This window comes from Teichococcus aestuarii (assembly GCF_042651065.1).
GTDB lineage: Bacteria > Pseudomonadota > Alphaproteobacteria > Acetobacterales > Acetobacteraceae > Pseudoroseomonas > Pseudoroseomonas aestuarii.
Genome location: NZ_JBHSCH010000001.1, coordinates 216,832 through 243,626, shown reverse-complemented (window position 1 = coordinate 243,626; position 26,795 = coordinate 216,832). Strand labels below are relative to the sequence as shown.

Sequence of the window (26,795 nt, the reverse complement as noted above, 5' to 3'; positions counted from 1 at the left end):
CGGGGAAGGAATTCCCCGGACCCCTCCTTTTTTCTGCCAGTCAGCCGAGCTCGAAGCTCATCAGGCCGAAGATCTCGTCCAGCGGCAGGGCGGGCGCGGGGCCGCGATACATGCGCGCGGTCTCGAAGGCGGGCGCCATGCCGGCCTCCCCGGCCAGGGCCAGGGCGGCGGCGTTCGGCTCGGGCAGGTCCAGGAACACCGGGCCGGGGGCACCCTCGGCCAGCGCGTTGAACAGGGCGCGCGCGAAGGGCGCCCCGGTGGCCGTCAGGGGGCCGATCTTGGCGCCCTCCCGGCAGGGGCGCAGCACGCCGAAGCCGCGCACCGCCCCCGCCCCGTCCCGCACCGCCAAGGCGCGATGCCCGGGCGCCGTGAGCCAGGCGCGCAGCAGCGCCTCGCGTGGCGCCGGGAACACCCGCGCATCCAGCGCCGCGAGCGCGGCGAAGGGCACCGAGGCCGCCGGCACCACCTCCCCCTCCGCCCCACCGACGGCGCGCGGCGCCGCGGCCCCAAAGCGGACATTGCGCCATGCCAGGGCGAAGCCGGAGCGCGCGTAGTTCGCCTGCTGCGCCACCACGCCGTCCAGCCCCACCACGCGCCCCTCCAGCCGCGCCATGCCCGCCCGCCACAAGGCCAGGCCAAGCCCCTTTCCGCGCCAATCCGGGCGGACGATGTAGAAGCCGATGAAGCCATGCTCCTCCCCCTGCCGCACGGCGGAGAGGCAGGCGACGGGCAGGCCCGCCACCTCGGCCAGCAGGAAGCCCTCGGCATCGGCGGCGTGGAAGGTGGCGGCGTCGGCGAGGCCTGGGTTCCAGCCCTCGGCGGCGGCCCATTCCACCAGCAGCGGCATCTCCGCCGCGCCCGCGGGGCGGATGACGGGGCTCATGCCGAAAGCCTCCGCATGGCGGCGCGGAAGGCGGCGGCGATGGGCTCGGCCGCAACGTGCCGCCCCTCCCGCACCACCACGCGCCCGCCCGCCACCACCTGCCGCACCGGGTTGCCCTGGCCGCTGAACACCCAGGCGTCGAGCAGCTCATCCCCTTCCCGGCCGCACAGGGCGGGGTGTTCGTCGTCCAGCGCCACCAGGTCGCAGCGCTGGCCGGGGCCGATGCCGGCGATGGCCCGCGCGCTCACCTGCGCCCCGCCGGCGAGAGACGCTTCCAGCAGGTTGCGCGCCGGGTGGGGGTGGGCCTCGTCCGTCGCCACGGAGCGCCGGCGCTGCGCCAGGCGCTGGCTGGTCTCCAGCTGCCGCATCTCGTCGCGCGGCGAGGTGCCGACATGGCTGTCCGTGCCGAAGCCGAGCCGCCCGCCCGCCGCGCGATAGGCGGGCAGGCCGAAGATGCCGTCCCCCAGCGAGGCCTCGGTGCTGGGGCAGAGCCCGGCCACGGCGCCGCTGCGGGCAAGGCCCACGGCTTCCGCCTCCGTCATGTGGGTGCAGTGGATCAGGCACCAGCGCGCGTCGAGCGGCATGTTCTCCAGCAGCCATTCCACGGGGCGGGCGCCGGTGGCGGCGCGGCATTCCTCCACTTCCCGCAGCTGCTCGGCGGCGTGGATGTGGATGGGGCCGCCGAAGCGCGAGACCTCGCGCAGCATCTCCGGCGTCACCGCGCGCAGCGAGTGCGGCGCGAGGCCGAGCCCCGCCTGCGCATCGCCCGCGATGGCGGCGCGGATGCCGTCCACGATGCGCCAGAAGCCGTCGAGATCGTTGAGGAAGCGGCGCTGCCCCGGCACCGGGTCCTTCCCGAAGATGCCGCCATGCCGGTAGAGGCTCGGCAGCAGGGTGATGCCGATGCCCGTGGCGCGCGCCGCCGCCAGATGCCGCAGCGCCATCTCCGCCGGCTCGGCATAGGGCGTGCCGTCGGCCTGGTGGTGCAGGTAGTGGAACTCGGCGAGACTCGTGAAACCCCATTCCAGGCATTCGGCGTAGAGCTGCGCGGCCACGGCTTCCGCATCCTCCGGCGTGAAGCGGCCGACGAAGCGGTACATCGTCGTCCGCCAGGTCCAGAAGGAATCCTCGCCCCCCTCGGCATCGCGCGCCTCGGGGGGCGAGCGGCGCTCGGCGTGGCCGGCCATGGCGCGCTGGAAGGCGTGGGAATGCAGGTTCGGCAGGCCGGGGATCACCACGCCCGGCAGGCGTTCCGCTCCGGCCGGATCGCCCCCCGGCGTGACAGTGGCAATGCTGCCGGCGCCATCGGTCTCGATGCGCACGTCGCGCGCCCAGCCGGTGGGCAGCAGGGCAGCGGGGGCGAAATAGTGGGTCATGCCGGGCGGCCTTCTCGCAGCGATGAGAGGCATCGTCTTTCCGGTTGACTGGACTTGTCAAGACAACCATGCTCCCGGCCATGCCGAGCTCCGAAACCCCTGCCCTGCTGCCGACGCCCAGCCCGGCAACGCCGCGCTACCAGCAGATCAAGGCCTTCATCCTCAGCCGCGTCGCCAGCGGCGAATGGGGGGTGGAGGACCGCGTGCCCTCCGAGCATGAGCTGGTGAAGCTGACCGGCGTCTCCCGCGTCACCGTCAACCGCGCGCTGCGTGAGCTGGCCGATGCGGGGCTGCTGGTGCGGGTGCAGGGGGTGGGCACCTTCGTCGCCGGCGCCAAGCCGCAATCGAACCTGCTGGAGCTGCGCGACATCGCCGAGGAGATCGCCGAGCGCGGCGGCACGCACGCAGCCGAGGTGCTCTCTCTCGGCCGGCTGCGGGCGGACGCGGCCATGGCCGCCGCCTTCGGCCTGCCCGAGCGGGCGGAAATCTTCCAGGCGCGGCTGGTGCACCGGGAGGATGGCGTGGCCGTGCAGTTCGAGGAGCGGCTGGTGAACCCGGTGATTGCGCCGCGCTTCCTGGAGCAGGATTTCAGCCGCATCACGCCCTACCGCTACCTCACCTCCTGCGCGCCGCCCGAGCGGGTGGAGCATGTGGTGGAGGCCACCCGCGCCGTGCCGGAGATCGCCGCGGCCCTCGGCATCCCGCCCGACGAGCCCTGCCTGCTGGTCCACCGCCGCACCTGGTCGTGGCGCGTGGTGGCGACGCGGGCCTTCCTCACCCATCCCGGCACGCGCTACCGCCTTGGCGGCGCGCTGGACTGAACCCCGACCGAGACGAGACAGACCCATGTCGCACACCCGGTTCCGCAATGCCCCCGCCATCCGCGCCCCGCGCGGCGACACCCTCACCGCCAAGCATTGGACCACCGAGGCGGCGATGCGGATGCTGATGAACAACCTCGACGACGAGGTGGCCGAGCGCCCCGGCGAGCTGGTGGTCTATGGCGGCATCGGCCGCGCCGCGCGCGACTGGCAGAGCTATGAAACCATTCTGTCCGTCCTGAAGCGACTTGAAGAAGACCAAACGCTGCTGGTGCAGTCCGGCAAGCCGGTGGGCGTGTTCGAGACGCACAAGGATGCGCCGCGCGTGCTCATCGCCAACTCCAACCTCGTGCCGGCCTGGGCGAACTGGGAGCATTTCAACGCGCTCGATCGCGCCGGGCTGATGATGTACGGCCAGATGACGGCGGGTTCCTGGATCTATATCGGCAGCCAGGGCATCGTGCAGGGCACCTACGAGACCTTCGTGGAAGCCGGGCGGCAACATTTCGGCGGCGATCTTGGCGGGCGCTGGATCCTGACGGCGGGCCTCGGCGGCATGGGCGGCGCGCAGCCGCTGGCAGGCGTCTTCGCGGGCGCCTGCGTGCTGGCGGTGGAGTGCCAGCCGAGCCGCATCGAGAAGCGGCTGGAAACCGGCTACCTCGACCGCCGCGCGGAGACGCTGGACGAGGCGCTGCGGATGATCGAACAGGCCTGCGCCGAGCGGAAGGCCGTCAGCATCGGCCTGCTCGGCAACGCCGCCGAGATCTTCCCCGAGCTGGTGAAGCGCGGCGTGGTCCCCGACATCGTCACCGACCAGACCAGCGCGCACGACCCCGCCAATGGCTATCTTCCCGCCGGCTGGACGCTGGCGGAATGGGAAGCCCGGCGCGAGAGCGACCCGAAATCCGTCGCCGCCGCCGCCAAGAAGTCGATGGTCGGGCACGTGCAGGCGATGCTGGACTTCAAGGCAATGGGCAGCGCCGTGCTCGACTACGGAAACAACATCCGCCAGATGGCCAAGGATGAAGGGCTGGAAGGCGCCTTCGGCTTCCCGGGTTTCGTGCCGGCCTATATCCGCCCGCTCTTCTGCCGCGGCGTCGGCCCCTTCCGCTGGGCCGCGCTCTCGGGCGACCCGGAGGATATCCGCCGCACCGACGACAAGGTGCGCGAGCTGATCCCGGACGACAAGCACCTGCACCGCTGGCTGGACATGGCGCGCGAGCGGATCAAGTTCCAAGGCCTGCCGGCGCGCATCTGCTGGGTCGGGCTCGGGCAGCGGCACCGGCTCGGCCTCGCCTTCAACGAGATGGTGGCGCGGGGCGAGCTGAAGGCGCCCATCGTCATTGGCCGCGACCATCTCGATTCCGGTTCCGTCGCCTCGCCCAACCGCGAGACGGAAGCGATGAAGGACGGCTCGGATGCCGTGAGCGACTGGCCTCTGCTCAACGCGCTGCTCAACACCGCCTCGGGTGCCACCTGGGTCTCGCTGCACCATGGCGGCGGCGTCGGCATGGGCTATTCGCAGCACGCGGGCATGGTCATCGTCGCCGACGGCACGGAGGATGCGGCGCGCCGCCTGAAGCGCGTGCTGTGGAACGACCCGGCCACCGGCGTGATGCGCCATGCCGATGCGGGCTACGACATCGCCATCGACTGCGCGCGGGAACAGGGGCTCGACCTACCGATGCTCGGGGGTGCGAAGTGAGCGCCGCCCGCATCGTGGCGCCCGGCCACGCCACGCTGGCCGATCTGCGCGCCATCCTCGAAGGCGCCGTGCTGGAACTGCCTGCGGGGTGGGAAGCGCCGGTGGCGCGCTCCGTCTCGGCGCTGGCCGCGCGCATCGCCACGGGCGAGGCGCTCTATGGCGTCAACACCGGCTTTGGCAAGCTGGCCAGCCAGCGCATCGGCACGGAGGACCTGGCGAAGCTGCAGCGCAACCTGCTGCGCAGCCACGCCGCCGGTATCGGCCCCTTCATGCCTGCCCCCGTCGTGCGGCTAATCCTGGCGCTGAAGGCCCTCTCCCTGGCGCGCGGCGCCTCGGCGGTGCGGCCGGAGGTGGTCTCCGCCCTGCTCGCCCTGCTGCGCGCCGATGTGCTGCCGGCCATCCCCGCCAAGGGCTCGGTCGGCGCCTCGGGCGATCTCGCGCCACTCGCCCACATGGCGCTGGTGCTGATCGGCGAGGGCGAAGCCTTCGTCGGCGAGGAAGTGCTGCCCGGCGCCGAGGCGCTGAAGCGCGCCGGCCTCGCGCCGCTGGAGCTTGGGCCGAAGGAGGGGCTGGCGCTGCTCAACGGCACGCAGGTTTCCACCGCGCTGGCGCTCGCCGGGCTGTTCGCCACCCAATCCCTCTGGCGCAGCGCGCTCGTGGCGGGGGCGATGAGCGTCGATGCGGCGCGCGGCTCGGACACGCCCTTCGACCCGCGCATCCACGCGCTGCGCGGCCAGCCGGGGCAGATCCGCGCCGCCGCCGCGCTGCGCGCCCTGCTGGAAGGCAGCGCCATCCGCGAGAGCCACCGCACCGGCGACAGCCGCGTGCAGGACCCCTATTGCCTGCGCTGCCAGCCCCAGGTGATGGGCGCCTGCCTCGACCTGCTGGACCACGCCGCCGCCGTGCTGGAGCGCGAGGCCAATGCGGTGACCGACAACCCGCTCGTCACCGCCGAGGGCGAGGTGCTCTCGGGCGGCAATTTCCACGCCGAGCCGGTGGCCTTCGCGGCCGACACCATCGCCCTCGCGCTCGCCGAGATCGGCGCCCTCTCCGAGCGCCGCATCGCGCTGCTGACCGATCCGGTGCTCTCCGGCCTGCCCGCCTTCCTGGTGCGCGAGGGCGGGCTGAACTCGGGCTTCATGATCGCGCAGGTGACGGCGGCGGCGCTGGCCAGCGAGAACAAGTCCCTCGCCCATCCCCGCAGCGTGGACAGCCTGCCCACCAGCGCCAACCAGGAGGACCATGTCTCCATGGCCACCGGCGCGGCGCTGCGCCTGGCCGAAATGGCGGACAACACGGCGGGCATCCTCGCCATCGAGTTCCTGGCGGCGGCGCAGGGAATCGGCTTCCATCGGCCGCTCGCCACCTCGGAGGTGCTGGAGAAGGCGCTGGCGGAAATCCGCGGCATCGCCGCGCCCTGGGATGAGGACCGGCTCATGGCGCCGGATATCGCCGCGGCCAGGCGCCTCGTCGAGCACGGGGTGTTCGCGGCGCTCCTTCGCTGAAAGCCCGGCCAGGAGGGGCGCCGCCCCTCCTGGACCGCCCCGCCGGGGGAACTGAGTTCCCCCGGAGCCCCCACATTCGGGAAGCATCGCGATGAGCGGGTTCGATCACGTCTGGCTCAATGCCCACCTCGCCACCATGGACGGACCGGCCGAAGCGCCGCTCGGAATCGTCGAGGACGGGGCCATCGCCACGCAGGGCGGCCGCATCGCCTGGGTCGGGAAGCGCGCGGACCTGCCGGCGCATGAGGCACCGGTCACCGATTGCGCGGGCGCCTGGGTCCTGCCGGGGCTGGTCGATTGCCACACCCACCTCGTCTTCGGCGGCAACCGCGCGGGCGAGTTCGAGCAGCGGCTGGAAGGCGCCACCTATGAGGAGATCGCCCGCGCGGGGGGTGGCATCTTCTCCAGCGTCCGCGCCACGCGCGCGGCCAGCGAAGGCGCCTTGCTGGAAGCCGCCCTGCCCCGGCTGCAAGGGCTGATGGCCGAGGGTGTCACCACCGTCGAGATCAAGTCCGGCTATGGGCTCGATCTCGAATCGGAGATGAAGATGCTGCGGGTCGCCCGCCGCCTCGGCGCCGCGCTGCCGGTGGAGGTGGCGACCTCCCTGCTCGCCGCCCATGCCGTGCCGCCCGGCTACGAGGGCGGCGCCGAGGCCTACACGGATTTCGTGGTGCGCGAGGCCATCCCCGCCGCCGCCGCCACCGGGCTGGCCGACGCGGTGGATGCCTTCTGCGAGCGCATCGCCTTCTCGCCCGCGCAGACGGAGCGGGTCTTCGCCGCCGCGCGGGCCGCCGGCCTGCCGGTGAAGCTGCACGCCGACCAGCTTTCCGACCTTGGCGGCGCGGCGCTCGCCGCCCGCTTCGGCGCCCTCTCGGCCGACCACCTGGAATATGCCAGCGCCGAAGGGCTGCGCGCCATGGCCGCCGCCGGCAGCGTGGCGGTGCTGCTGCCGGGGGCCACCTATTTCATTCGCGAATCGAAGCATCCGGACGTCGCGGCGATGCGGGCGGCCGGGCTTCGCATGGCCCTCTCCACGGACATGAACCCAGGCTCCTCGCCCGCCCGCTCCCTGCTGCTGATGCTGAACCTGGGCTGCACCCTGTTCCGCCTCACCGTGGCCGAGGCGCTGCTGGGCGTGACGCGCCACGCCGCGGCGGCGCTTGGGATAACCGACCGCGGCGTGCTGCGGCCCGGCCTGCGGGCCGATCTCGCCCTCTTCCGCATCGGCCGCCCCGCGGAGCTTTGCTACTGGATCGGCGGCAATCCCTGCGTCGGACGGGTGGTGTCGGGGCGGGCCGGCTGAATGCGGCGCGGCCGGGCGAATGGCCGCTTGGCCCGCAACTCCCACACAGCCTTTCCGTTGCTTTCGTCAGGGGAAGGACAAGCGAAAGCTTCGGCCTGTATCCTGCCGCGATGCCGCAGTGGTATTGCGCCGCCTGAGGAACGATCTGGCTTTTAACCACATTCCGGTTAAATGCCATATTGCACCGCAGCATCAAGGACTTGGCTATCGCCTTGCGCTTGCAGTTGGGCGTTGCGCCACGTATCTCGGCCTTGCGCTGCCGCCAATTCCGAGCGGTTGCGGGCAGAATGGAGCAGCCGGATGGTCCAAGGCGCCGAAGCGGCCACCACCAAGCGTCGCGGCAAGGCGAAGGCCCCACCCGCAGGGCGGGAAGGCCTCTCGCAGGAGCAGTTGCTCAAGGCCTACCGCGACATGCTGCTGATCCGGCGCTTCGAGGAGAAGGCGGGCCAGCTCTACGGCATGGGGCTCATCGGCGGCTTCTGCCACCTCTACATCGGCCAGGAGGCCGTGGTGGTGGGCATGCAGCTCTGCCTGCAGCCGGGCGACCAGGTCATCACCTCCTACCGCGACCATGGCCACATGCTGGCCACCGGCATGGAGGCGCGCGGCGTGATGGCGGAGCTGACCGGACGCTCGGGGGGCTACTCCAAGGGCAAGGGCGGCTCGATGCACATGTTCAGCCGCGAGAAGGGCTTCTACGGCGGCCACGGCATCGTCGGCGCCCAGGTGTCGCTCGGCGCCGGGCTGGCCTTTGCCAACATGTACAACGACAACGGCAATGTCTGCCTGACCTACTATGGCGACGGCGCGGCCAACCAGGGCCAGGTGTTCGAGAGCTACAACCTCGCCGCCGTGTTCAAGCTGCCGGTCGTGTTCATCATCGAGAACAACAAGTACGGCATGGGCACCAGCGCCGAGCGCGCCTCCGCCTCGAAGGACCGCTCGAAGGACGGCACCCCCTGGGGCATCCCGGGCGAGCAGGTGGACGGCATGGACGTGGAGGCCGTGCAGGCCGCCGGCGAGCGCGCGGTCGCGCACTGCCGCGAGGGCAAGGGCCCCTACATCCTGGAGATGAAGACCTACCGCTACCGCGGCCACTCCATGTCCGACCCGGCGAAGTACCGCACGCGGGAGGAGGTGCAGAAGATGCGCGAGCAGCATGACTGCATCGAGACCGCCCGCAAGAAGCTGCTGGACAGCGGCCTGCCCGAGGCCGAGCTGAAGAAGATCGACGACGAGGTGAAGCGCATCGTCGCCGATTCCGCCGAATTCGCCCAGACTTCCCCCGAGCCGGACGAGTCCGAGCTGTGGACGGACATCCTGCTGGAGGCCCGCTGACCCATGGGTGCGACGATCCTGATGCCCGCCCTCTCCCCCACCATGACCGAGGGGAAGCTGGCGCGCTGGCTGAAGAAGGAAGGCGACACCGTCGCCGCCGGCGACATCATCGCCGAGATCGAGACCGACAAGGCCACCATGGAGGTGGAGGCGGTCGATGAGGGCGAGCTGACCAGGATCCTGGTGCCCGAGGGCACCGAGGGCGTGGCGGTGAACTCCCCCATCGCCGAGATCGATGGCGGGGATGGCGGCGCCGGCACCTCGGCCTCCGGGCCGCAGGAGCCCGTCTCCAACGCCATCCAGGCCGGCGGCGAGACCGCCGAGGTGGCGAAGGAGGCGGAGGACCACGCCGCCGTCGCCGCCAAGGGCACCGAGCAGCGCCCGGAGACGGACGCGCAGCCCAAGGCCCCCGCGCAGGAGGCCGAGAAGGACTGGGGCGAGACCAAGCCCATCACCGTGCGCGAGGCGCTGCGCGACGCGATGGCCGCCGAGATGCGGCGCGACGACAAGGTGTTCCTGATGGGCGAGGAAGTCGCCCAGTACCAGGGCGCCTACAAGATCAGCCAGGGGCTGCTGGACGAGTTCGGGCCGAAGCGCATCATCGACACGCCGATCACCGAGCACGGCTTCACCGGCATGGCGGTGGGCGCGGCCTTCACCGGGCTGAAGCCGATCGTCGAGTTCATGACCTTCAACTTCTCGATGCAGGCGATCGACCAGATCGTGAACAGCGCCGCCAAGACGCTGTACATGTCCGGCGGCCAGCTCGGCTGCCCGATCGTCTTCCGCGGCCCCAACGGCGCGGCCGCCCGCGTCGCCGCCCAGCACAGCCAGTGCTACGCCTCCTGGTACGCGCATGTGCCGGGCCTCAAGGTGGTGGCGCCGTGGTCGGCGGCGGATGCCAAGGGGCTTCTGCGCGCCGCCATCCGCGACCCGAACCCGGTCGTGTTCCTCGAGAACGAGATCCTCTACGGCCAGACCTTCGAGTGCCCGACGGACGAGGATTTCATCCTCCCCATCGGCAAGGCCAAGGTCGAGCGCGCCGGCAAGGATGTCACCATCGTCGCCTTCTCGATCGAGGTCGGGCTGGCGATGCAGGCGGCCGAGAAGCTCGCCGAGCAGGGGATCGACGCGGAGGTGATCAACCTGCGCACCATCCGCCCGCTCGACACCGAGACCATCGTCGCCTCGGTGAAGAAGACCAACCGCCTCGTCACCGTCGAGGAAGGCTGGGCCTTCAGCGGCATCGGCTGCGAGGTGGCGATGCAGGTGATCGAGCACGCCTTCGACTACCTGGACGCGCCGCCGGTGCGGGTCGCCGGCCTCGACGTGCCGATGCCCTACGCGGCCAACCTTGAGAAGCTCGCCCTGCCGACCATCGACCACGTGGTCGATGCGGCGAAGCGCGTCACCTACAAGAAGTAACGGGGGAAGCGGGACGATGGCCACCAACATCCTGATGCCCGCGCTGTCCCCCACCATGACCGAGGGGACGCTGGCGCGCTGGCTCAAGAAGGAAGGCGACGCGGTCAAGGCGGGCGACGTCATCGCCGAGATCGAGACCGACAAGGCCACCATGGAATTCGAGGCCGTGGATGAGGGCGTCCTCGGCAAGATCCTGGTGCAGGAGGGCACCGAGGGGGTGAAGGTGAACGCCCCCATCGGCGTGCTGGTCGAGGAGGGCGAGGCGGTGCCGGACGATGCCGGCGCCGCCGCCCCGAAGCCGGCCCCGAAGCAGGAGGCGCCGAAGCAGGAGGCGGCGAAGGAGAAGGCGCCCGAGCAGGTCGCGCCGAACCGCCCCGGCACGCCGCCGGCCACCGAGGCGCCCAAGGCGGAGCAGAAGCCCGCCCCGGCCGCGCAGGGTGACCGCGTCTTCGCCTCGCCGCTGGCGCGCCGCATGGCGCAGCAGGCGGGCATCGAGCTTTCCGATGTGCAGGGCTCCGGCCCGAACGGGCGCATCGTGAAGGCCGATATCGAGGCCGCCGCCGGCAAGCCGAAGCAGGCCCCTGCCCCGGCCGCCGCGCCGAAGGCCGAGGCCGCCGCGCCCACCGCCGCCCCGGCCGCCGCCAAGGCGCCGGCGCCCGCCATCACCGCCCCGCACACGGCGGTGCCGAACTCCTCCATGCGCAAGGTCATCGCCAAGCGCCTGGCGGAGAGCAAGGCGACAGTGCCGCACTTCTATGTCTCGATGGACATCGAGCTGGATGCGCTGCTGAAGCTGCGCGCCGACCTCAACGGCCGCGCGCCGAAGGACGGCCCTGGCGCCTTCAAGCTCTCGGTGAACGACCTCATCATCAAGGCCGCCGCGCGGGTGCTGCGCCAGTTCCCGAACGTCAACGCCTCCTGGACCGACGACGCGATCATCCAGTACCACGACGTGGACATCTCGGTGGCCGTGTCGATCCCGGACGGGCTGATCACGCCGATCGTGAAGAAGGCCGACCAGAAGGGCCTCGCCGCCATCAGCAACGAGATGAAGGACCTGGCCGCCCGCGCCAAGTCCGGCAAGCTCAAGCTGGAGGAGTTCCAGGGCGGCAGCTTCAGCATCTCCAACATGGGGATGTATGGCGTCACCAGCTTCTCGGCCATCATCAACCCGCCGCAGGGCGGCATTCTCGCCGTCGGCGCCGGGCAGCAGCGGCCGGTGGTGAAGGATGGGGCGCTCGGCATCGCCACGGTGATGACCTGCACTCTCTCGGTCGATCACCGCGTCGTCGATGGCGCGCTGGCGGCCGAGTGGATGGCCGCCTTCAAGAAGGTGGTCGAGGACCCCCTGAGCCTCATGCTGTGAGCCTGATGCTGTGAGCGGCGGCCCCGGCTTCACGCTGCGCGAGGCGAAGCCGCGCGACGCCGAGGCGGTGCTCGCCCTGGTGCGCGGCCTCGCTGCCTACGAGAAGCTGGAGCACGAGGTCACCGCCAGCGCGCAGGACTATTACGGCGCGCTGGCCACCCGCCGCATCCAGGGGCTGATCGCCGAGATCGACGGCGAGGCGGTGGGAATCTGCCTCTGGTATGAGACCTTCAGCACCTTCGCCGGCCGCGCCGGGATCTGGGTGGAGGATGTGTTCATCGTGCCGGAGCGCCGGCGGCACGGCATCGGCCTCGCCTTCTTCCGCGCCCTGGCGAAGCGGGCGGTGGAGGGCGGCCATGCCTGGATGGAATGGAACGTGCTCGACTGGAACGAGCCGGCGATCGCCTTCTACCGGCGGATCGGCGCGGTCGGGCGCGTGGAATGGACCGATCAACGCCTCTCCGGCGACGCGCTGAAGGCGCTCGCCGGCTGAAGGCCCCGCCCTGAAGGGACCGGAAAACATGGCCGAACAGTTCGACCTGGTGGTGGTGGGCGGCGGCCCGGGCGGCTACGTCGCCGCCATCCGTGGCGCGCAGCTCAAGATGAAGGTCGCGCTGGTGGAGCGCGAGCATCTGGGCGGCATCTGCCTCAACTGGGGCTGCATCCCCACCAAGGCGCTGCTGCGCGCCTCCGAGATCAACCACCTGCTGCACAGCCTCGACCAGTACGGCTTCGCGGCGGACAATGTGCGCTACGACTTCGCCAAGGTGGTCAAGCGCTCCCGCCAGGTGGCCTCGCAGCTCTCCTCCGGCGTCAAGGGCCTGCTGAAGAAGCACAAGGTCACCGTGTTCGACGGCAGCGGCAAGCTGGCAGGCCCCGGCAAGCTCACTGTCACCGGCAAGGACGGCAAGCCGGGCGCCGAGCTGCAGGCCAGGAACATCCTGCTGGCCACCGGCGCGCGCGCCCGCGTCATCCCCGGCATCGAGCCGGACGGCAAGCTGATCTGGTCCTACCGCGAGGCGCTGGCGCCGGACATCATGCCGAAGAAGCTGATCGTCATCGGCTCGGGCGCCATCGGCAGCGAGTTCGCCTCCTTCTTCCTCAACATGGGCGCCGAGGTGACCCTGGTGGAGGTAATGGACCGCATCCTGCCGGTGGAGGATGCCGAGGTCTCCGCCTTCGTGCAGAAATCCTTCGCCAAGCAGGGCATGAAGATCATCACCGGCGCCCGCGTCCAGGGCGTGCGGAAATCGGCCGATGGCATCACCGCCATCGTCGAGGCCGGCAACAAGGTGCAGGAGATCCAGGCGGACCGGCTGATCTCCGCCGTGGGCATCGTCGGCAATGTCGAGAATATTGGCCTCGAGGGCACCAAGGTGAAGGTCGAGCGCACCCATGTGGTGACCGACCCCTATGGGCAGACCGGCGAGCCGGGCGTCTGGGCCATCGGCGACCTCACAGGCGCGCCCTGGCTGGCCCACAAGGCGAGCCACGAGGGCATCATCGCCGTGGAGGCGATGGCGGGGATGCACCCGCATGCCATGGATGTCACTAACATCCCCGGCTGCACCTACTGCCGCCCGCAGGTGGCCTCCGTCGGGCTGACCGAGGCGCGCGCCAAGGAGGCCGGGCACGAGGTGCGGGTGGGCCGCTTCCCCTTCATCGGCAACGGCAAGGCGATCGCGATGGGCGAGCCGGAGGGCTTCGTCAAGACGGTGTTCGACGCCAAGACGGGCGCGCTGCTCGGCGCCCACATGGTCGGCCCGGAAGTGACCGAGATGATCCAGGGCTACACCATCGCCCGCACCCTCGAGACCACCGAGGCGGAGCTGATGCACACCGTCTTCCCCCACCCCACCGTCTCGGAAGCCATGCATGAGTCGGTGCTTGATGCCTATGGCCGGGTGATCCACATCTAGCGGCAAGAGGCCCCGCGCTGGCTTGCGGGGCAAGACTGCCTTCATAGATCATGGCAGGCGGCGGCCGCTCCCGGCAGGGTGGGGCCGCCGCCTTCCCTACAGCCGGGGTTCCGAATGGCCACCCGTATCCTGATCGACCACCGGGCCGGCGGCGCGGTTTCCAACGCCGAGGGCACCGTGAAGCCCGTGGCCCTGCCCCCCCAGGCGGCGGCCCCGCTGCGCCACCCCGAGAAGGCGCACCGGCCGGACAACCCGATCAAGCGCAAGCCGGACTGGATCCGCGTCAAGGCGCCGACGCACCCGATCTACCAGGAGACGCGCAACCTGATGCGCGACAACAAGCTGGTGACGGTGTGCGAGGAGGCCGCCTGCCCCAACATCGGCGAGTGCTGGTCGCAGCGCCACGCCACCATGATGATCATGGGCGAGATCTGCACCCGCGCCTGCGCCTTCTGCAACATCACCACCGGCATGCCGAAGGCGCTCGACGCCGATGAGCCGCGCCGCGTGGCCGAGGCCGTGGCCAAGCTCGGCCTGCGCCACGTCGTCATCACCAGCGTGGACCGCGACGACCTGGCCGATGGCGGCGCCGCGCATTTCGCCGCCGTCATCGCCGCCATCCGCGCCGCCGCGCCCGAGACCACCATCGAGATCCTGACGCCCGACTTCCTGCGCAAGGATGGCGCGCTGGAGGTGGTGGTGGCCGCCCGGCCGGACGTGTTCAACCACAACCTCGAGACGGTGCCGAAGCTCTACCCCACCATCCGCCCCGGCGCCCGCTATTACCACTCGCTGCGGCTGCTGGACCGGGTGAAGCAGCTCGACCCGTCGATCTTCACCAAGTCCGGCGTCATGGTGGGTCTGGGCGAGACGCGGCCGGAAGTCCTCCAGGTGATGGACGACATGCGCAGCGCCGAGATCGACTTCCTCACCATCGGCCAGTACCTGCAGCCCACCATCAAGCACGCGGCGGTGGACCGCTTCGTGGAGCCCGCCGAGTTCGAGGACTATGCCCGGATGGCGCGCGGCAAGGGCTTTCTCCTCGTCTCCGCCACGCCGCTGACCCGCTCCTCCTACCATGCGGACCGGGACTTTGCGGCGCTGCGCGAGGCCCGCAACGCCAGGCTGGCGGGCCGTGCGCTGGCGGGCGCCGCCGCCTGATGCCGACACATGCCGAGAAGCGCATCCTGCGCTACACGCCGGAGCAGATGTTCAACCTGGTGGCGGATGTGCGCCGCTACCCGGAATTCCTGCCCTGGTGCGTGGGCGCGCGCATCGTCTCCCAGACCGAGACGGAGCTGCTGGCCGACCTGACCATCGGCTTCAAGATGTTCCGCGAGACCTTCCGCTCCCGCGTGGTGCTGGAGCGCCCGCACGCGGTGCGGGTCCGCTACGAGAACGGCCCCTTCCGCTATCTCAACAACAACTGGACCTTCACCGCCGTGGAGGCCGGCACCGAGGTCGATTTCTTCGTCGATTTCGAGTTCAAGTCGCGGCTCCTCCAGGCCGTCATCGGTACCGTGTTCAACGAGGCGGTGCGGCTGATGGTGCGCGCCTTCGAGCGCCGCGCCATGGCGCTCTATGGGCGGGACGGACGTGCCGGCGGAGCCCAGCCCGTGCCCGGCAACCCCGCCGCGGGCGCCTGACGGGCAGGAACCGGCAAGAAGGGGGGGGCTGACGCGGCCGGTGCGGGCTGGCATGCTGCCCCGCGCCATGCCGAAGATCCTTGCCCTGATGCTCTGCGCCGCCATCGGGCTGCTGCTCTGGCGGCGTGAGGGCCCTGGCTGGCTGGCAGACTGGCCGCGGGAGGCGCTTCTCGTGTCGATCCTGCTGCCGGCCCTGCCGCTTGCCTGGCTGGGCTGGCGCCGCCTGCGCGTGGCCATCCGCGACATGAACGACTGATCCTCCCGCAACATCCACGAGGTCCCGCCCCATGGTGCATGCTCCCGCTCGTCCGCCCGCCGGGGCGCCGCCCATCCGCATCAACCTCTATTCGGACACCCAGACCCTCCCCACCCCCGCCATGAAGGCGGCGATGATGGAGGCAGAGATGGGCGACGAGCAGCATGGCGACGACCCCACCGTCCACGCGCTGTGCGACCGGATGGCGGCGCTGCTGGGCAAGGAGGCGGCGGTGTTCCTGCCCTCCGGCACCATGTGCAACGTCATCGCCATCCTCACCCATTGCCGCCCCGGCGAGGAAGTGCTGGCGCATGAGACGGCACACATCCTGGGCAGCGAGGGCGGCACCCATGCGGCGCTGGCCGGCGTGCAGATCAACCCGCTGAAGGGCGAGCGCGGCATGTTCAGCGCCGAGACGCTGCGCGCCGCCATCCGCCCCCGCAGCCGCCACGCGCCGCCGCAGAGCCTGCTGGAGGTGGAGCAGACCGCCAATATCGGCGGCGGCGCCGTCTGGCCGCAGGCGGAGCTGGACGCGGTGGTGGCCGTGGCGCGCGAGCAGGGCTGGGCCACCCATATGGACGGCGCCCGGCTGATGAACGCGGTGGTGGCCAGCGGCATCCCCGCCGCCGAGATGGTGGCCGGGTTCGACACGGTGTGGCTGGACTTCACCAAGGGCCTTGGCGCGCCGCTCGGGGCCGTGCTGGCGGGCTCGGAGGAGTTCATCGGCGAGGCCTGGCGCTGGAAGCAGCGCCTGGGCGGCGCCATGCGCCAGGCCGGCATCTGCGCCGCCGCCTGCATCCACGCGCTGGACCACCATGTGGACCGGCTGGCCGACGACCACGCCAACGCCAGGGCGCTCGCCCGCGGGCTGCGGCAGATCGAGGGCATCACCGTCGAGGAGCCGGACACCAACCTCGTCTTCTTCGACCCCACCGGCACCGGCCTGGCGGCGGGCGAGCTGGTGAAGCGGCTGCGGATGGAGGGCGTGCAGCTCTCCATGCTGGGCGGGCGCATCCGCGCCTGCACCCATCTCGGCGTCACGGCGCCGATGATCGAGGAGACGCTCTCCCTGACCCGCAAGGCGCTCGCCGCCTGAGCGCCGTGGGGAGGCGCGGCCTCCCCACACCCCTCCGCCGGAGTGACAGTGTCACCCCGGACCCAGCCTTCAGTCCTTCCGCGCCAAGCGGCCGAGCAGGCGGGCATGGCTGCGGGCGCCGGCATGCAGGCAGCTCAGCTCGAACTTCTCGTTCGGGCTGTGCACCTGGTCGTCGTCCAGGCCGAAGCCCATCAGCAGGCTGTCCAGCCCCAGGATGGATTTGAAGCTGGACACCACCGGAATTGAGCCGCCGCCGCCCGCCAGCACCGCCGGGCGGCCGAACTCCTCCGCCAGCACCTCCCGCGCCGCCTGCACGAAGCGCGACTCCATCGGGATCGAGATGCCCGGGCCGCCGGCGAAGACCTGCAATTCGAAGCTCGCATCCGCCGGCAGGCGGGACTGCACGAACTGCCGAATGCCCTCGATCACCTTCTGCGGGTCCTGCCCCGGCACCAGGCGGCAGGAGAGCTTGGCATGGCCCTCGCAGGCGATGACGGTCTTGGAGCCCTCGCCCATGTAGCCGCCCCAGATGCCGTTGATGTCGGCGGTGGGGCGCGCCCAGAGGCGCTCCGGCGCGCTGCGGCCACGCTCGCCGCCCGGCACGGAGAGGCCCTGGGCGCCGAGGAAGGCGGCCTCGTCGAAGCCCAGCGCCTCCCAGGCGGCGCGCTGCTCGGCGGTGGGTTCCTGCACCCCGTCGTAGAAGCCGGGGATCTGGATGCGGCCCTCCTCGTCCTTCAGCTCGCCCAGGATCTTCGTCAGCAGGTTCAGCACATTCGCCGCCGAGCCGCCGAACAGGCCGGAATGCAGGTCCCGGTCGCCCAGCCGCAGGTCGATCTGGGTGTAGACCAGCCCGCGCAGGCTGACGGTGAGCGAGGGCGCCCCCGGGGCCCACATGTTGGTGTCGCTGATCAGCACCATCTCGGCGGAGAGGATGTCCTTCTCGGCCGCCAGCACCGCCTCCAGGTTGGGGCTGCCGATCTCCTCCTCGCCCTCCACCAGCACCGTCACGCGCACGGGCGGGCCGCCGGCCACGCTGTTCCAGGCGCGCAGCGCGGCCAGCCAGGTCATCACCTGCCCCTTGTCGTCCACCGCGCCACGGGCGACGAGGCGCGGGCCGCGCGGCCCCTCCAACACCTGCGGCTCGAAGGGCGGGCTGTCCCACAGCTCCAGCGGCTCCGGCGGCTGCACGTCGTAGTGGCCGTAGATGAGGATGTGCGGCGCGTCCGACCCCGGGCCGGGATGGGTGGCGATCAGCACCGGGTGGCCCGGCGTCTCGCGCAGCCCGGCCTCGAAGCCGAGGCCGATCAGCTCCCGCGCCAGCCACTCGGCGGCGCGGCGGCAATCCGGGGCGTGGGCGGGCTGGGCGCTCACGCTCGGGATGCGCAGCCAGTCGATCAGGCTGGCCTCGGTGGCGGTGCGGGCGGAATCGAGCGCGGCGAGAACCCGCGCGGTCTGGTCCTGGGTCATGGCGGCAGTCTCGCGCCGGGCGCGGCCGCCGCCAATTCCCCGCCGACAAAAAAGACGGGGGGCGGGGTCCGCCCCCCTCCGGAAAAAAGCGCCCGCCTCAGAGGGCGGCGGCGATCCCCAGGAAATCCTCCGCCTTCAGGCTGGCGCCGCCGACCAGCGCGCCATCCACATGCGGCAGGGCCAGGATGCCCTTGGCGTTGGAAGGCTTGACCGAGCCGCCATAGAGGATGCGGAGCGTCTTGCCGGCCTCGCCGAACGCCTTCTCCAGCTCGGCGCGGATGCGGGCGTGCATGGCGGCGATGTCGTCCTCCGTCGGCGTGCGCCCGGTGCCGATGGCCCAGACCGGCTCATAGGCCACCACGCCGCCGGCTGCCGCGAAGCCCTCCGGCAGGCTGCCGGCGAGCTGCCCGGCCACCACCGCCTCGGCCTCGCCGGAGAGGCGCTGCGCCTCGCTCTCGCCCACGCAGACCACGGGCACGAGGCCGGCGGCCAGCGCCGCCTCGGCCTTGGCCTTCACCGCGGCGTCGCTCTCGCCATGGTCGGCGCGGCGCTCGGAATGGCCGAGGATGACATAGGCCGCGCCGAGATCCTTCAGCATGGCGGCCGCCACGTCGCCGGTATGGGCGCCCTTGGCGGCGGCGTGGCAGTCCTGCGCGCCCAGCGCCACGGCCTTGCCGCGCAGGGCCTCGGCCACCGGCACCAGATGCGGGAAGGGCGGGCAGACCAGCAGTTCCGCCTTCTCCGTGGCGCCGGCGGCGACGCCGGAGGCCAGGGCGGTGGCCTCGGCCAGGGTGCCGTGCATCTTCCAGTTGCCGGCGATCAGCGGGCGCACGCCTGGGGTCATTCCCGGTCTCCTTCTGCCTGTCGGGCGGTCCGTGGTGAACAAAGTGTTGCCGTGCCGCGCTACAGGCGGCGCCGGTGTTTGGCAACCGCCTGCCTTTTCCCTATGGTCCGCCCGCCTTCATCAGTCGCGGAATACGATGCTCACTGCACTGCGCCGCCTTGCCGGTACCTGGTTCGCCAAGGGCCTCTTCGTCCTCCTCATCCTGTCCTTCGCCATCTGGGGGATCGAGGACATCGTGCGGAACTTCGGCACCGACCGGGCGGTGGCCCGCGTGGGAGGAGAGCCGATCGAGCTGCCCGAGGCCCAGGAGGCCGCGCGGCGCGAGATGCAGCGCGTGCAGCGCCAGCTCGGCGCCGGCTTCGAGATGACGCCGCCGATGGCCACCGCCGTCGCCCGCCAGGCGGTGGAGGGGCTGGTGATGGAGCGCGTGCAGCGGCAGGAGGCCAGCCGCCTCGGCATCGTGGCCCCCGAGGCCGCGCTGCGCGACTATGTCTTCTCCATCCCCGCCTTCCACGGCGCCGATGGCCGCTTCAGCCGGCCGCTGCTGGATGGCTTCCTGCGCAACAACGGCCTCTCCGAGGCGGGCTTCCTGAGCCTGCTGCGCGACGATCTGCGCCGCCAGCAGCTGGTCGGCGCCGTGCGTGCCGGTGCCGCCGCGCCGGACGCGCTGACCCGCCCGCTGCTGGCCTGGGAGCGCGAGCAGCGCGTGGCCGAGCTGGTGCTGCTGCCGCTGGCCGCCGCGCCCGAGCCGGCGGCGCCGGAGGAGGCGCAGCTGCGCCGCTACCACGAGAACAACCCGGACCGCTTCTCCGCCCCCGAATACCGGCGCGCCACCATCGCCGTGCTCTCGCCGGAGACGCTGGCGGCCGAGGTGCAGCCCACCGAGGCAGAGCTGCGCGCCGCCTACGAGGCGCGCCGCAGCCAGTTCGAGGTGCCGGAGCGCCGCACCCTGGAGCAGGTGCTGGTGCAGGACGAGGCCAAGGCCGCCGAGATCGCCGCGCGCTGGCGCGAGGGCGCCGACTTCGCCGCCATCGAGGCGGCGGCGCAGGAGGCGGGCGGCCAGGCCCTCGCCCTCGGCACGCTGGACCGCGCCGGGCTGCCGGTGGAGGCGCTGGCCGAGGCCGCCTTCGCCCTGCCGGAAGGCGGCGTCAGCGCGCCCGTGCAGAGCCCCTTCGGCTGGCACGTGCTGCGCGTCACCGGCATCGAGGCGGGCGAGAGCCGCGGCTTCGACGCCGTGCGCGCCCAGGTGGAGGCCGAGGTGAAGCGCGAGCGCGCCGCCGACCTCGCCTATGAGCGCGCCAACCAGGTGGAGGACGCGCTGGCCGGCGGCGCCACCCTGGCCGAGCTGGCGCCGCGCTTCGGCCTCGCCCTGGCCGAGGTGACGCTGGACGCCCGCGGCCGCGACCGCGAGGGCCAGCCCGCCGCGCTGCCGCTGGAGGGTGGCGCGCGGGACATCGCGCTGCGCGCCGTCTTCGCCGCCGAGCAGGGGCAGATGCCGCGCCTGGCCGAGGCCGGGCAGACCGCCCTCTTCGCCTTCGAGCTGCGCGAGGTGATCCCCGCCGCGCTGCGCCCCTTCGAGACGGTGCGCGAGCAGGTGCTGGAAGCCTGGACCGCCGATGCCCGCCGCCGCTCGGCGGAGGACCGCGCCGCCGGGCTGCTGGCCGCCGTGCAGGGCGGCAAGCCGCTGGCCGAGGCGGCGCGCGAGGCCGGGCTCGCCACGCGCCGCGTGGGCCCCTTCGGGCGGCAGCCGCAGCCGCAGTCGGGCCTGCCGCCGGAGCTGGTGCAGCCGCTCTTCGCCACCGCCCCGAACGCCGCCACGATGGCCGAGACGGGCAACGGCTTCGCCGTGGCGCAGGTGCTGGAGGTGCTGCCCTTCAACCCGGACAGCGACCCGCTGGCGCTCGGCCGCACCCGCGACGCCGTGGAGCAGGCCATGCTGGCCGATCTCGAGGTGCAGTATCTGGACGCGCTGCGCGCCCGCGGCGACGTCACCTACAACGAGAACATGCTCGGTCAGGTCGCCAACCGATGAACGCTCCCTCCACCAGCCCGACCCAGGGCCCCGACTTCACCGCCTTCGCCGCCGGCCTCGGCGCCGGCCAGGGGCAGGTGCTGTGGCGCGAGCGGGTCGCCGACCTCGACACGCCGGTCGGCGCCTATCTCAAGCTGGTGCAGGGGCAGCCCAACGCCTTCCTGTTCGAGAGCGTCGAAGGCGGCGCGGCGCGCGGGCGCTACTCGGCCATCGGCATGGCGCCCGACCTCGTCTGGCGCTGCCGCGACGGCCGCGCCGAGATCAACCGCCACGCCCTCTCCGCCCCGCACGCCTTTGTCCCCGAGGCGGCGCCGCCGATGGAGAGCCTCGCCGCCGCCATCGAGGCCGCGCGGCTGCCGCTGCCGGCCGGGCTGCCGCCGATCGCCGCCGGGCTGTTCGGCTATCTGGGCTACGACATGGTGCGGCACATGGAGCGGCTGCCGGCGCTGCGGCCGGACGTGCTCGGCATCCCCGAGGCGGTGATGATGCGCCCCACGCTGATCGCCGTGTTCGACCATGTGCGGGACACGCTGACGCTCTGCGCGCCGGTCTTCCCGGGCCTCGACCCGCAGGCCGCCTGGGACGCCGCCCAGGCGCGGCTCGACGAGGCCGAGGCGGCGCTGGACCGCCCCCTGCCCCGCCCGGCGCCGCCGGCCAACCTGCCCGCCCTGCCCGAGCCCGCCTCCAACTACACGAAGGCCGACTTCCTGGCCGCCGTGGAGCGGGCCAAGGAATACATCCGCGCCGGCGACGTGTTCCAGGTGGTGCCGAGCCAGCGCTTCTCGGTGCCCTTCGCCCTGCCACCCTTCGCCCTCTACCGCGCGCTGCGGCGGATCAACCCGGCGCCCTTCCTGTTCTACTTCGACTTCGGCGGCTATGCGGCGGTGGGCGCCAGCCCGGAGATACTGGTGCGGCTGCGGCATGGCGAGGTGACGGTGCGCCCGCTCGCCGGCACCCGCCCGCGCGGCGCCACGCCCGAGCAGGACCTGGCGCTGGAGAAGGAGCTGCTCGCCGACGAGAAGGAGCGCGCCGAGCACCTGATGCTGCTCGACCTCGGCCGCAACGATGTCGGGCGCGTGGCCGAGATCGGCTCGGTGAAGGTGACGCAGAGCTTCAACATCGAGCGCTACAGCCAGGTGATGCACATCGCCAGCGAGGTGCGCGGCCGCGCCCGGCCGGGCGTGGGCGCGCTGGAGGCGCTCTCCGCCGGCTTCCCCGCCGGCACGCTCTCCGGCGCGCCGAAGGTGCGGGCCATGGAGATCATCGAGGAGCTGGAGCCCTCGCGGCGCGGCCTCTATGCCGGCGGCGTCGGCTATTTCGGCGCCGATGGCGGCATGGACACCTGCATCGCGCTGCGCACCGCGCTGGTGAAGGAGGGCACCATGTATGTCCAGGCCGGCTGCGGCGTGGTGGCCGATTCCGATCCGGTGGCGGAATACGAGGAGACGCGGGCCAAGGCGCGCGGCCTGTTCCGCGCCGCCGAGGAGGCGGTCCGCTTCGCCGCCGGGCGCCGCTGAGAGACGCCGAGCAGCCCACGCTTGACCCGCACCCGCCCAGGGGAGAAGGATCGCGCACCATGATCCTGTTGATCGACAATTACGACAGCTTCACCTTCAACCTCTACCACTTCCTGGGCGATCTCGGCGCGCGGGTGGAGGTGCGGCGCAACGACGCGCTGACGCCGGAGGAGGCGCTGGCGCTCGAGCCGCAGGCCATCCTGCTCTCGCCCGGCCCCTGCACCCCGCGCGAGGCCGGCATCTGCCTCCCCCTCATCCACGCCGCCGCCGCGAGGCGCGTGCCGCTGATGGGAGTGTGCCTCGGCCACCAGGCGATCGGCGATGCCTTCGGCGGCGTCGTCGAGCGCGCGCCCGTGCCGGTGCACGGCAAGGTCTGGCCGATGCACCACCGCGACACCGACCTCTTCGCCGGCCTGCCCAGCCCCTTCCCCGCCACGCGCTACCACTCGCTGGTGGTGCGGCGCGAGGGGCTGCCGCCGGAGCTGGAGGTGACGGCCTGGACCGAGGACGGGCTGATCATGGGCCTGGCGCATCGCGACCTGCCGATCTGGGGCGTGCAGTTCCACCCCGAGAGCATCGCCAGCGCGCATGGGCACGACATCCTGCGCAACTTCCTGACCATGGCCGGCGCCGACCTGCCCGCGCCGGAGCGGCAGGCGGCATGAACACGCTGAAGCCGGTGCTGGCCCGCCTCGCCGAGGGCGAGACGCTGGCCGAGAGCGAGGCGGAGCACGCCTTCGGCCTGATCATGGAGGGCGAGGCCACGCCGGCGCAGATCGCCGCCATGCTGATGGCCATGCGCGTGCGCGGCGAGACGGTGGCCGAGATGACCGGCGCGGTGCGCGCCATGCGCGCCCGCATGAACGCCGTCGAGGCGCCCGAGGGCGCCATCGACATCGTCGGCACCGGCGGCGACGGCATGGGCACGCTGAACATCTCCACCGCCACGGCCTTCGTGGTGGCCGCCTGCGGCGTGCCGGTGGCCAAGCACGGCAACCGCGCGCTGTCCTCGAAATCCGGCGCCTCGGACGCGCTCTCGGCGCTCGGCATCAACCTCGACGTGCCGCTGCCGGCCCTGCCGGCGGTGCTGCGCGAGGCGGGCATGGTGTTCCTGATGGCGCCGCGCCACCACGCCGCGCTGCGCCACGCCGCCGGGCCGCGCGTCGAGCTCGGCACCCGCACCATCTTCAACCTGCTCGGGCCGCTGACCAGCCCGGCGCGGGTGAAGCGGCAGATGACCGGCGCCTATGCCCCGGAATGGCTGCGCCCGATGGCCGAGACCCTCTCCCGCACCGGCAGCGAGCGCGCCTGGCTGGTGCATGGCCAGGGCATGGACGAGCTGGCCCTCTCCGGCCCCAGCCAGGTGGTGGAGCTGCGCGGCGGCCAGATCCATGAATTCACTCTCACCCCGGCCGATGCCGGGCTGCCGGAGGCGCCGATGGCGGCGCTGAAGGGCGGCGACCCGGCCGAGAATGCCGCCGCGCTGGTGGAATTGCTGCGGGGCGCGCATGGCCCCTATCGCGATTGCGTGGTGCTGAACGCGGCCGCCGCCCTTGTCGTCGCCAGCGAAACAAACGATCTGAGGGGCGCCGCCGCCCGCGCGGCCCGCGCCATCGACGAGGGCGCGGCCCTGGCGGCGCTGGAGCGGCTGCGGCACGCCACCCATGCGCCGCCGGCCGAGATTTCTCCGGGCTGAAGGCCCGGCCGCGCACCCGACCACCCGACCTCCCCCAGAAGCCCCGGCACGCTTCTCCCCCCGCGCCCAGGGCTGCAAGAGATGACCATGAACGCTGATACCCTGCCCGACACACTCCTCCGCATCCTGGCCGACAAGGAGGTGGAGGTGCGCGAGCGGGCCGCCGCCACGCCGCTCGGCGAGATGGAGAAGCGCGCGCAGGATGCCGGCAAGCCGCGCGACTTCACCGGCGCGCTCTGCAACGCCGTGGCCGAGGGCCGCATCGGGCTGATCGCCGAGATCAAGAAGGCCTCGCCCTCGGGCGGGCTGATCCGCGAGCCCTTCGACCCCGCCGGGCTGGCCAAAGCCTACGAGGCCGCCGGCGCCGCCTGCCTCTCCGTGCTGACCGATGCGCCATATTTCCAGGGTACGCCGGCCGACCTCGTCACCGCCCGCAGCTCCTGCGCCCTGCCGGTGCTGCGCAAGGACTTCATGATCGACCCCTACCAGGTGTTCGAGGCGCGGGCGATGGGCGCCGACTGCATCCTGCTGATCATGGCCGCCCTCTCCGACGCGCAGGCGCGCGAGCTGGAGGATGTCGCCCGCGGCCTGGACATGTCGGTGCTGGCCGAGGTGCACGACCAGCGCGAGCTGGAGCGCGCGCTCGGGCTGCACACCCGCCTCATCGGCATCAACAACCGCAACCTGCGCAGCCTCAGGACCGACCTGGCCACCGCCGAGGCGCTGGTGCCGATGGTGCCCGCCGACCGCATCCCGGTGGCCGAGAGCGGCCTGCGCGACCCGGAGGATGTGCGCCGCATGGCCGCCGTCGGCGCCCGCTGCATCCTGGTGGGCGAGCACCTGCTGCGCCAGGCGGACGTGACCGAGGCCGCCCGCGCCATGGTGCAGGCGGGATGAGCGACCCCTCCGAGGACAGCGCGCCGGCCGGCCTGACGCATTTCGATGCCGAGGGCCGCGCCGTGATGGTCGATGTCTCCGGCAAGCCGGAGACCGCCCGCCTCGCCATCGCCCGCGGGCGGGTGGTGATGGCGCCGGCCACGCTGGAGACGATCCGCGCGGGCGGCATCGGCAAGGGGGACGTGCTGGGCGTGGCGCGCATCGCCGGCATCATGGCCGCCAAGCGCACCGCCGAGCTGATCCCGCTCTGCCACCCGCTGGCGCTCTCCTCGGTGAAGCTGGACCTCACCCCGGCCGGGCCGGACACGGTGGAGATCGAGGCACGGGTGAAGACCACCGGCCCCACGGGCGTGGAGATGGAGGCGCTCACCGCCGTCTCCGTCGCGGCGCTGACGGTCTATGACATGTGCAAGGCGATCGACCGCGGCATGCGCATCGAGGCGATCCGCCTCGCCCGCAAGGAAGGCGGCAAGTCCGGGGTCTGGGAGGCGTCCTGATGATTTCCGTGGAGGAGGCGCGCGGCCGCATCCTGGAGGCCCTCTCCCCCTGCGGCGCCGAGACGGTGCCGCTGGCCGAGGGCTGGAACCGCGTGCTGGCCCGCCCCGTGGCGGCCCGCCTGACCCAGCCCCCCGCCGATGTCTCCGCCATGGACGGCTATGCCGTGCGCGCCGCCGATGCCCTGGAGGGGGCGACGCTCCGCGTCATCGGCGCGGCGCCGGCGGGCCATCCCTTCGCCGGGGCGGTCGGCGCGGGCGAGGCGGTGCGCATCTTCACCGGGGCGCCGGTGCCCGAGGGGGCGGATGCCATCCTGCTGCAGGAGGACGCCACCGCCGCCGGGGGCACGGTGTGCGTCAACGAGGCGGTACGGCCCGACCGCTGGATCCGCCGCGCCGGCATGGATTTCCGCGCGGGCGACACGCTGCTGGAGGCCGGGCGCCGCCTCACGGCACGCGACATCGGCCTCGCCGCCGCCGGCAACCATGCCTGGCTCGCCGTGCACCGCGCGCCGCGCATCGCCATCCTGGCAACCGGCGACGAGATCGTGCTGCCGGGCGAGCCGCTGCCGGGGGGCGGCATCGTCTCCTCCAACGCACACATGCTGGCGGCGCTGGTGCGTGCGGCGGGGGGCGTGCCGGTGGTGCTGCCCATCGCCGGCGACAACCACGACGCCATCGGCGCCGCGGCCGAGGCCGCGCGGCGCTGCGAGATGCTGGTGACGACGGGCGGCGCCAGCGTGGGCGAGCACGATCTGGTGCAATCCGCCCTCGCCCCGCACGGCTTCACGCTGGATTTCTGGAAGATCGCCATGCGGCCGGGCAAGCCGCTGATCTGGGGGCGGCTGGGCGAGACGCCGGTGCTGGGCCTGCCGGGCAACCCGGTCTCGGCGCTGGTCTGCTCCGTGCTGTTCCTGTGGCCGGCGCTGGCGCGGCTCTCCGGCCTGCCGGCGGCACCGCTGCCGCTGCGCATGGTGCGCCTCGGCGCCGGCCTGCCGGAGAACGACCGGCGCGAGGAATACATGCGTGCCCGGCTGGAGACCGATGCCGAAGGCCGCGCCGTGGTGATGCCCGCCACGCGGCAGGACAGCGCCATGCTGCGCATCCTGGCGGGCGCGGATGCGCTGCTGCAGCGCCCGCCGCACGCCCCAGCCCTGCAGGCTGGGGCGCTGGTGCCGGTGGTCAGCCTGGCCGATCTGGGGATCTGAC

At 72.3% G+C, this 26,795-nt stretch carries 24 protein-coding genes; 20 read left to right on the top strand and 4 right to left on the bottom strand.

All coding sequences use genetic code 11. The features are described from left to right. Positions 1-40: 40 nt before the first annotated feature. Positions 41-883, bottom strand: coding sequence for a GNAT family N-acetyltransferase (locus ACFOY6_RS01110; RefSeq protein WP_379648428.1), 843 nt, complete (start codon positions 881-883; stop codon positions 41-43). Then, complete coding sequence (locus ACFOY6_RS01105; RefSeq protein ID WP_379648426.1) at positions 880-2,259, bottom strand: formimidoylglutamate deiminase; 1,380 nt, start codon at positions 2,257-2,259, stop codon at positions 880-882. The genes ACFOY6_RS01110 and ACFOY6_RS01105 overlap by 4 nt, the downstream gene beginning before the upstream one ends. 80 nt (positions 2,260-2,339) lie before the next feature. On the opposite strand from ACFOY6_RS01105, the gene hutC reads away from it, so the two are divergent. The 13 genes from hutC (at position 2,340) to ACFOY6_RS01040 (ending at position 16,639) form a co-directional block, all read left to right on the top strand. After that, positions 2,340-3,080 carry a histidine utilization repressor gene (gene hutC, locus ACFOY6_RS01100; RefSeq protein WP_379648424.1) on the top strand — a complete coding sequence of 247 codons (741 nt, stop codon included), beginning with the start codon at positions 2,340-2,342 and terminating at the stop codon, positions 3,078-3,080. Positions 3,081-3,105: 25 nt separating this feature from the next. Then, the gene (gene hutU / locus ACFOY6_RS01095; protein ID WP_379648422.1) at positions 3,106-4,785 is read left to right on the top strand and encodes a urocanate hydratase; all 1,680 of its coding nucleotides are present in this window, start codon (positions 3,106-3,108) and stop codon (positions 4,783-4,785) included. Then, a complete protein-coding gene (gene hutH, locus ACFOY6_RS01090; RefSeq protein WP_379648420.1) occupies positions 4,782-6,290 on the top strand; it encodes a histidine ammonia-lyase in 1,509 nt (502 codons plus the stop codon). The genes hutU and hutH overlap by 4 nt, the downstream gene beginning before the upstream one ends. Positions 6,291-6,381: 91 nt before the next feature. After that, complete coding sequence (hutI, locus tag ACFOY6_RS01085; RefSeq protein WP_456316920.1) at positions 6,382-7,593, top strand: imidazolonepropionase; 1,212 nt, start codon at positions 6,382-6,384, stop codon at positions 7,591-7,593. Between the two features lie 300 nt (positions 7,594-7,893). Then, on the top strand, positions 7,894-8,931 hold the full coding sequence (gene pdhA, locus ACFOY6_RS01080) for a pyruvate dehydrogenase (acetyl-transferring) E1 component subunit alpha (RefSeq protein ID WP_109518605.1): 1,038 nt from the start codon (positions 7,894-7,896) through the stop codon (positions 8,929-8,931). Positions 8,932-8,934: 3 nt separating this feature from the next. Next, a complete protein-coding gene (locus tag ACFOY6_RS01075; protein WP_379634306.1) occupies positions 8,935-10,356 on the top strand; it encodes a pyruvate dehydrogenase complex E1 component subunit beta in 1,422 nt (473 codons plus the stop codon). A gap of 16 nt (positions 10,357-10,372) precedes the next feature. Next, entirely contained in the window at positions 10,373-11,722 is a 1,350-nt protein-coding gene (locus ACFOY6_RS01070) for a pyruvate dehydrogenase complex dihydrolipoamide acetyltransferase (RefSeq protein ID WP_379648417.1), read from the top strand. A gap of 10 nt (positions 11,723-11,732) precedes the next feature. Beyond that, positions 11,733-12,215 carry a GNAT family N-acetyltransferase gene (locus ACFOY6_RS01065; protein ID WP_379648415.1) on the top strand — a complete coding sequence of 161 codons (483 nt, stop codon included), beginning with the start codon at positions 11,733-11,735 and terminating at the stop codon, positions 12,213-12,215. Positions 12,216-12,243: 28 nt separating this feature from the next. Continuing rightward, positions 12,244-13,641 carry a dihydrolipoyl dehydrogenase gene (gene lpdA, locus ACFOY6_RS01060; protein WP_379634312.1) on the top strand — a complete coding sequence of 466 codons (1,398 nt, stop codon included), beginning with the start codon at positions 12,244-12,246 and terminating at the stop codon, positions 13,639-13,641. 114 nt (positions 13,642-13,755) lie between these two features. Beyond that, positions 13,756-14,802: a lipoyl synthase gene (lipA, locus tag ACFOY6_RS01055; protein ID WP_379648414.1), complete on the top strand. Its 1,047-nt coding sequence runs from the start codon at positions 13,756-13,758 to the stop codon at positions 14,800-14,802. Then, entirely contained in the window at positions 14,802-15,287 is a 486-nt protein-coding gene (locus tag ACFOY6_RS01050) for a type II toxin-antitoxin system RatA family toxin (RefSeq protein ID WP_109518599.1), read from the top strand. Before lipA ends, ACFOY6_RS01050 begins: the two co-directional genes overlap by 1 nt. Before the next feature lie 67 nt (positions 15,288-15,354). After that, positions 15,355-15,543 carry a hypothetical protein gene (locus ACFOY6_RS01045; protein WP_379634314.1) on the top strand — a complete coding sequence of 63 codons (189 nt, stop codon included), beginning with the start codon at positions 15,355-15,357 and terminating at the stop codon, positions 15,541-15,543. 31 nt (positions 15,544-15,574) lie between these two features. Further along, positions 15,575-16,639 carry a threonine aldolase family protein gene (locus ACFOY6_RS01040; protein ID WP_379648412.1) on the top strand — a complete coding sequence of 355 codons (1,065 nt, stop codon included), beginning with the start codon at positions 15,575-15,577 and terminating at the stop codon, positions 16,637-16,639. A gap of 69 nt (positions 16,640-16,708) precedes the next feature. Here ACFOY6_RS01040 and ACFOY6_RS01035 read toward each other — a convergent pair whose 3' ends face one another. Beyond that, positions 16,709-18,106 carry a dipeptidase gene (locus ACFOY6_RS01035; RefSeq protein WP_379648410.1) on the bottom strand — a complete coding sequence of 466 codons (1,398 nt, stop codon included), beginning with the start codon at positions 18,104-18,106 and terminating at the stop codon, positions 16,709-16,711. A 97-nt stretch (positions 18,107-18,203) separates the two neighbouring features. Next, the gene (gene tpiA / locus ACFOY6_RS01030) at positions 18,204-18,938 is read right to left on the bottom strand and encodes a triose-phosphate isomerase (RefSeq protein WP_181378247.1); all 735 of its coding nucleotides are present in this window, start codon (positions 18,936-18,938) and stop codon (positions 18,204-18,206) included. Between the two features lie 148 nt (positions 18,939-19,086). Between tpiA and ACFOY6_RS01025 the strand changes: the two genes are divergently transcribed. The 7 genes from ACFOY6_RS01025 to ACFOY6_RS00995 all read left to right on the top strand — a co-directional run bounded on the left by ACFOY6_RS01025 (position 19,087) and on the right by ACFOY6_RS00995 (position 26,794). Then, a complete protein-coding gene (locus tag ACFOY6_RS01025; RefSeq protein WP_379648408.1) occupies positions 19,087-20,982 on the top strand; it encodes a peptidylprolyl isomerase in 1,896 nt (631 codons plus the stop codon). Further along, on the top strand, positions 20,979-22,499 hold the full coding sequence (gene trpE, locus ACFOY6_RS01020; protein WP_379648406.1) for an anthranilate synthase component I: 1,521 nt from the start codon (positions 20,979-20,981) through the stop codon (positions 22,497-22,499). Before ACFOY6_RS01025 ends, trpE begins: the two co-directional genes overlap by 4 nt. A gap of 59 nt (positions 22,500-22,558) precedes the next feature. Next, the gene (locus ACFOY6_RS01015) at positions 22,559-23,164 is read left to right on the top strand and encodes an anthranilate synthase component II (RefSeq protein ID WP_379648404.1); all 606 of its coding nucleotides are present in this window, start codon (positions 22,559-22,561) and stop codon (positions 23,162-23,164) included. Next, entirely contained in the window at positions 23,161-24,195 is a 1,035-nt protein-coding gene (trpD, locus tag ACFOY6_RS01010; protein ID WP_109518591.1) for an anthranilate phosphoribosyltransferase, read from the top strand. The genes ACFOY6_RS01015 and trpD overlap by 4 nt, the downstream gene beginning before the upstream one ends. 87 nt (positions 24,196-24,282) lie before the next feature. Then, positions 24,283-25,092 carry an indole-3-glycerol phosphate synthase TrpC gene (gene trpC / locus ACFOY6_RS01005; RefSeq protein WP_109518652.1) on the top strand — a complete coding sequence of 270 codons (810 nt, stop codon included), beginning with the start codon at positions 24,283-24,285 and terminating at the stop codon, positions 25,090-25,092. After that, positions 25,089-25,589 carry a cyclic pyranopterin monophosphate synthase MoaC gene (gene moaC, locus ACFOY6_RS01000; protein WP_109518590.1) on the top strand — a complete coding sequence of 167 codons (501 nt, stop codon included), beginning with the start codon at positions 25,089-25,091 and terminating at the stop codon, positions 25,587-25,589. The genes trpC and moaC overlap by 4 nt, the downstream gene beginning before the upstream one ends. Beyond that, on the top strand, positions 25,589-26,794 hold the full coding sequence (locus ACFOY6_RS00995; RefSeq protein WP_379648402.1) for a molybdopterin molybdotransferase MoeA: 1,206 nt from the start codon (positions 25,589-25,591) through the stop codon (positions 26,792-26,794). The genes moaC and ACFOY6_RS00995 overlap by 1 nt, the downstream gene beginning before the upstream one ends. Position 26,795 lies beyond the last annotated feature (1 nt).

Bases quoted from the DNA above. Each gene is read 5' to 3' on its own strand.
- ACFOY6_RS01110 (WP_379648428.1), bottom strand. From the start codon at position 883: ATGAGCCCCGTCATCCGCCCCGCGGGCGCGGCGGAGATGCCGCTGCTG.
- ACFOY6_RS01105 (WP_379648426.1), bottom strand. From the start codon at position 2,259: ATGACCCACTATTTCGCCCCCGCTGCCCTGCTGCCCACCGGCTGGGCG.
- hutC (WP_379648424.1), top strand. From the start codon at position 2,340: ATGCCGAGCTCCGAAACCCCTGCCCTGCTGCCGACGCCCAGCCCGGCA.
- hutU (WP_379648422.1), top strand. From the start codon at position 3,106: ATGTCGCACACCCGGTTCCGCAATGCCCCCGCCATCCGCGCCCCGCGC.
- hutI (WP_456316920.1), top strand. From the start codon at position 6,382: ATGAGCGGGTTCGATCACGTCTGGCTCAATGCCCACCTCGCCACCATG.
- pdhA (WP_109518605.1), top strand. From the start codon at position 7,894: ATGGTCCAAGGCGCCGAAGCGGCCACCACCAAGCGTCGCGGCAAGGCG.
- ACFOY6_RS01075 (WP_379634306.1), top strand. From the start codon at position 8,935: ATGGGTGCGACGATCCTGATGCCCGCCCTCTCCCCCACCATGACCGAG.
- ACFOY6_RS01070 (WP_379648417.1), top strand. From the start codon at position 10,373: ATGGCCACCAACATCCTGATGCCCGCGCTGTCCCCCACCATGACCGAG.
- lpdA (WP_379634312.1), top strand. From the start codon at position 12,244: ATGGCCGAACAGTTCGACCTGGTGGTGGTGGGCGGCGGCCCGGGCGGC.
- lipA (WP_379648414.1), top strand. From the start codon at position 13,756: ATGGCCACCCGTATCCTGATCGACCACCGGGCCGGCGGCGCGGTTTCC.
- ACFOY6_RS01050 (WP_109518599.1), top strand. From the start codon at position 14,802: ATGCCGACACATGCCGAGAAGCGCATCCTGCGCTACACGCCGGAGCAG.
- ACFOY6_RS01045 (WP_379634314.1), top strand. From the start codon at position 15,355: ATGCCGAAGATCCTTGCCCTGATGCTCTGCGCCGCCATCGGGCTGCTG.
- ACFOY6_RS01040 (WP_379648412.1), top strand. From the start codon at position 15,575: ATGGTGCATGCTCCCGCTCGTCCGCCCGCCGGGGCGCCGCCCATCCGC.
- ACFOY6_RS01035 (WP_379648410.1), bottom strand. From the start codon at position 18,106: ATGACCCAGGACCAGACCGCGCGGGTTCTCGCCGCGCTCGATTCCGCC.
- ACFOY6_RS01025 (WP_379648408.1), top strand. From the start codon at position 19,087: ATGCTCACTGCACTGCGCCGCCTTGCCGGTACCTGGTTCGCCAAGGGC.
- trpE (WP_379648406.1), top strand. From the start codon at position 20,979: ATGAACGCTCCCTCCACCAGCCCGACCCAGGGCCCCGACTTCACCGCC.
- ACFOY6_RS01015 (WP_379648404.1), top strand. From the start codon at position 22,559: ATGATCCTGTTGATCGACAATTACGACAGCTTCACCTTCAACCTCTAC.
- trpD (WP_109518591.1), top strand. From the start codon at position 23,161: ATGAACACGCTGAAGCCGGTGCTGGCCCGCCTCGCCGAGGGCGAGACG.
- trpC (WP_109518652.1), top strand. From the start codon at position 24,283: ATGAACGCTGATACCCTGCCCGACACACTCCTCCGCATCCTGGCCGAC.
- moaC (WP_109518590.1), top strand. From the start codon at position 25,089: ATGAGCGACCCCTCCGAGGACAGCGCGCCGGCCGGCCTGACGCATTTC.
- ACFOY6_RS00995 (WP_379648402.1), top strand. From the start codon at position 25,589: ATGATTTCCGTGGAGGAGGCGCGCGGCCGCATCCTGGAGGCCCTCTCC.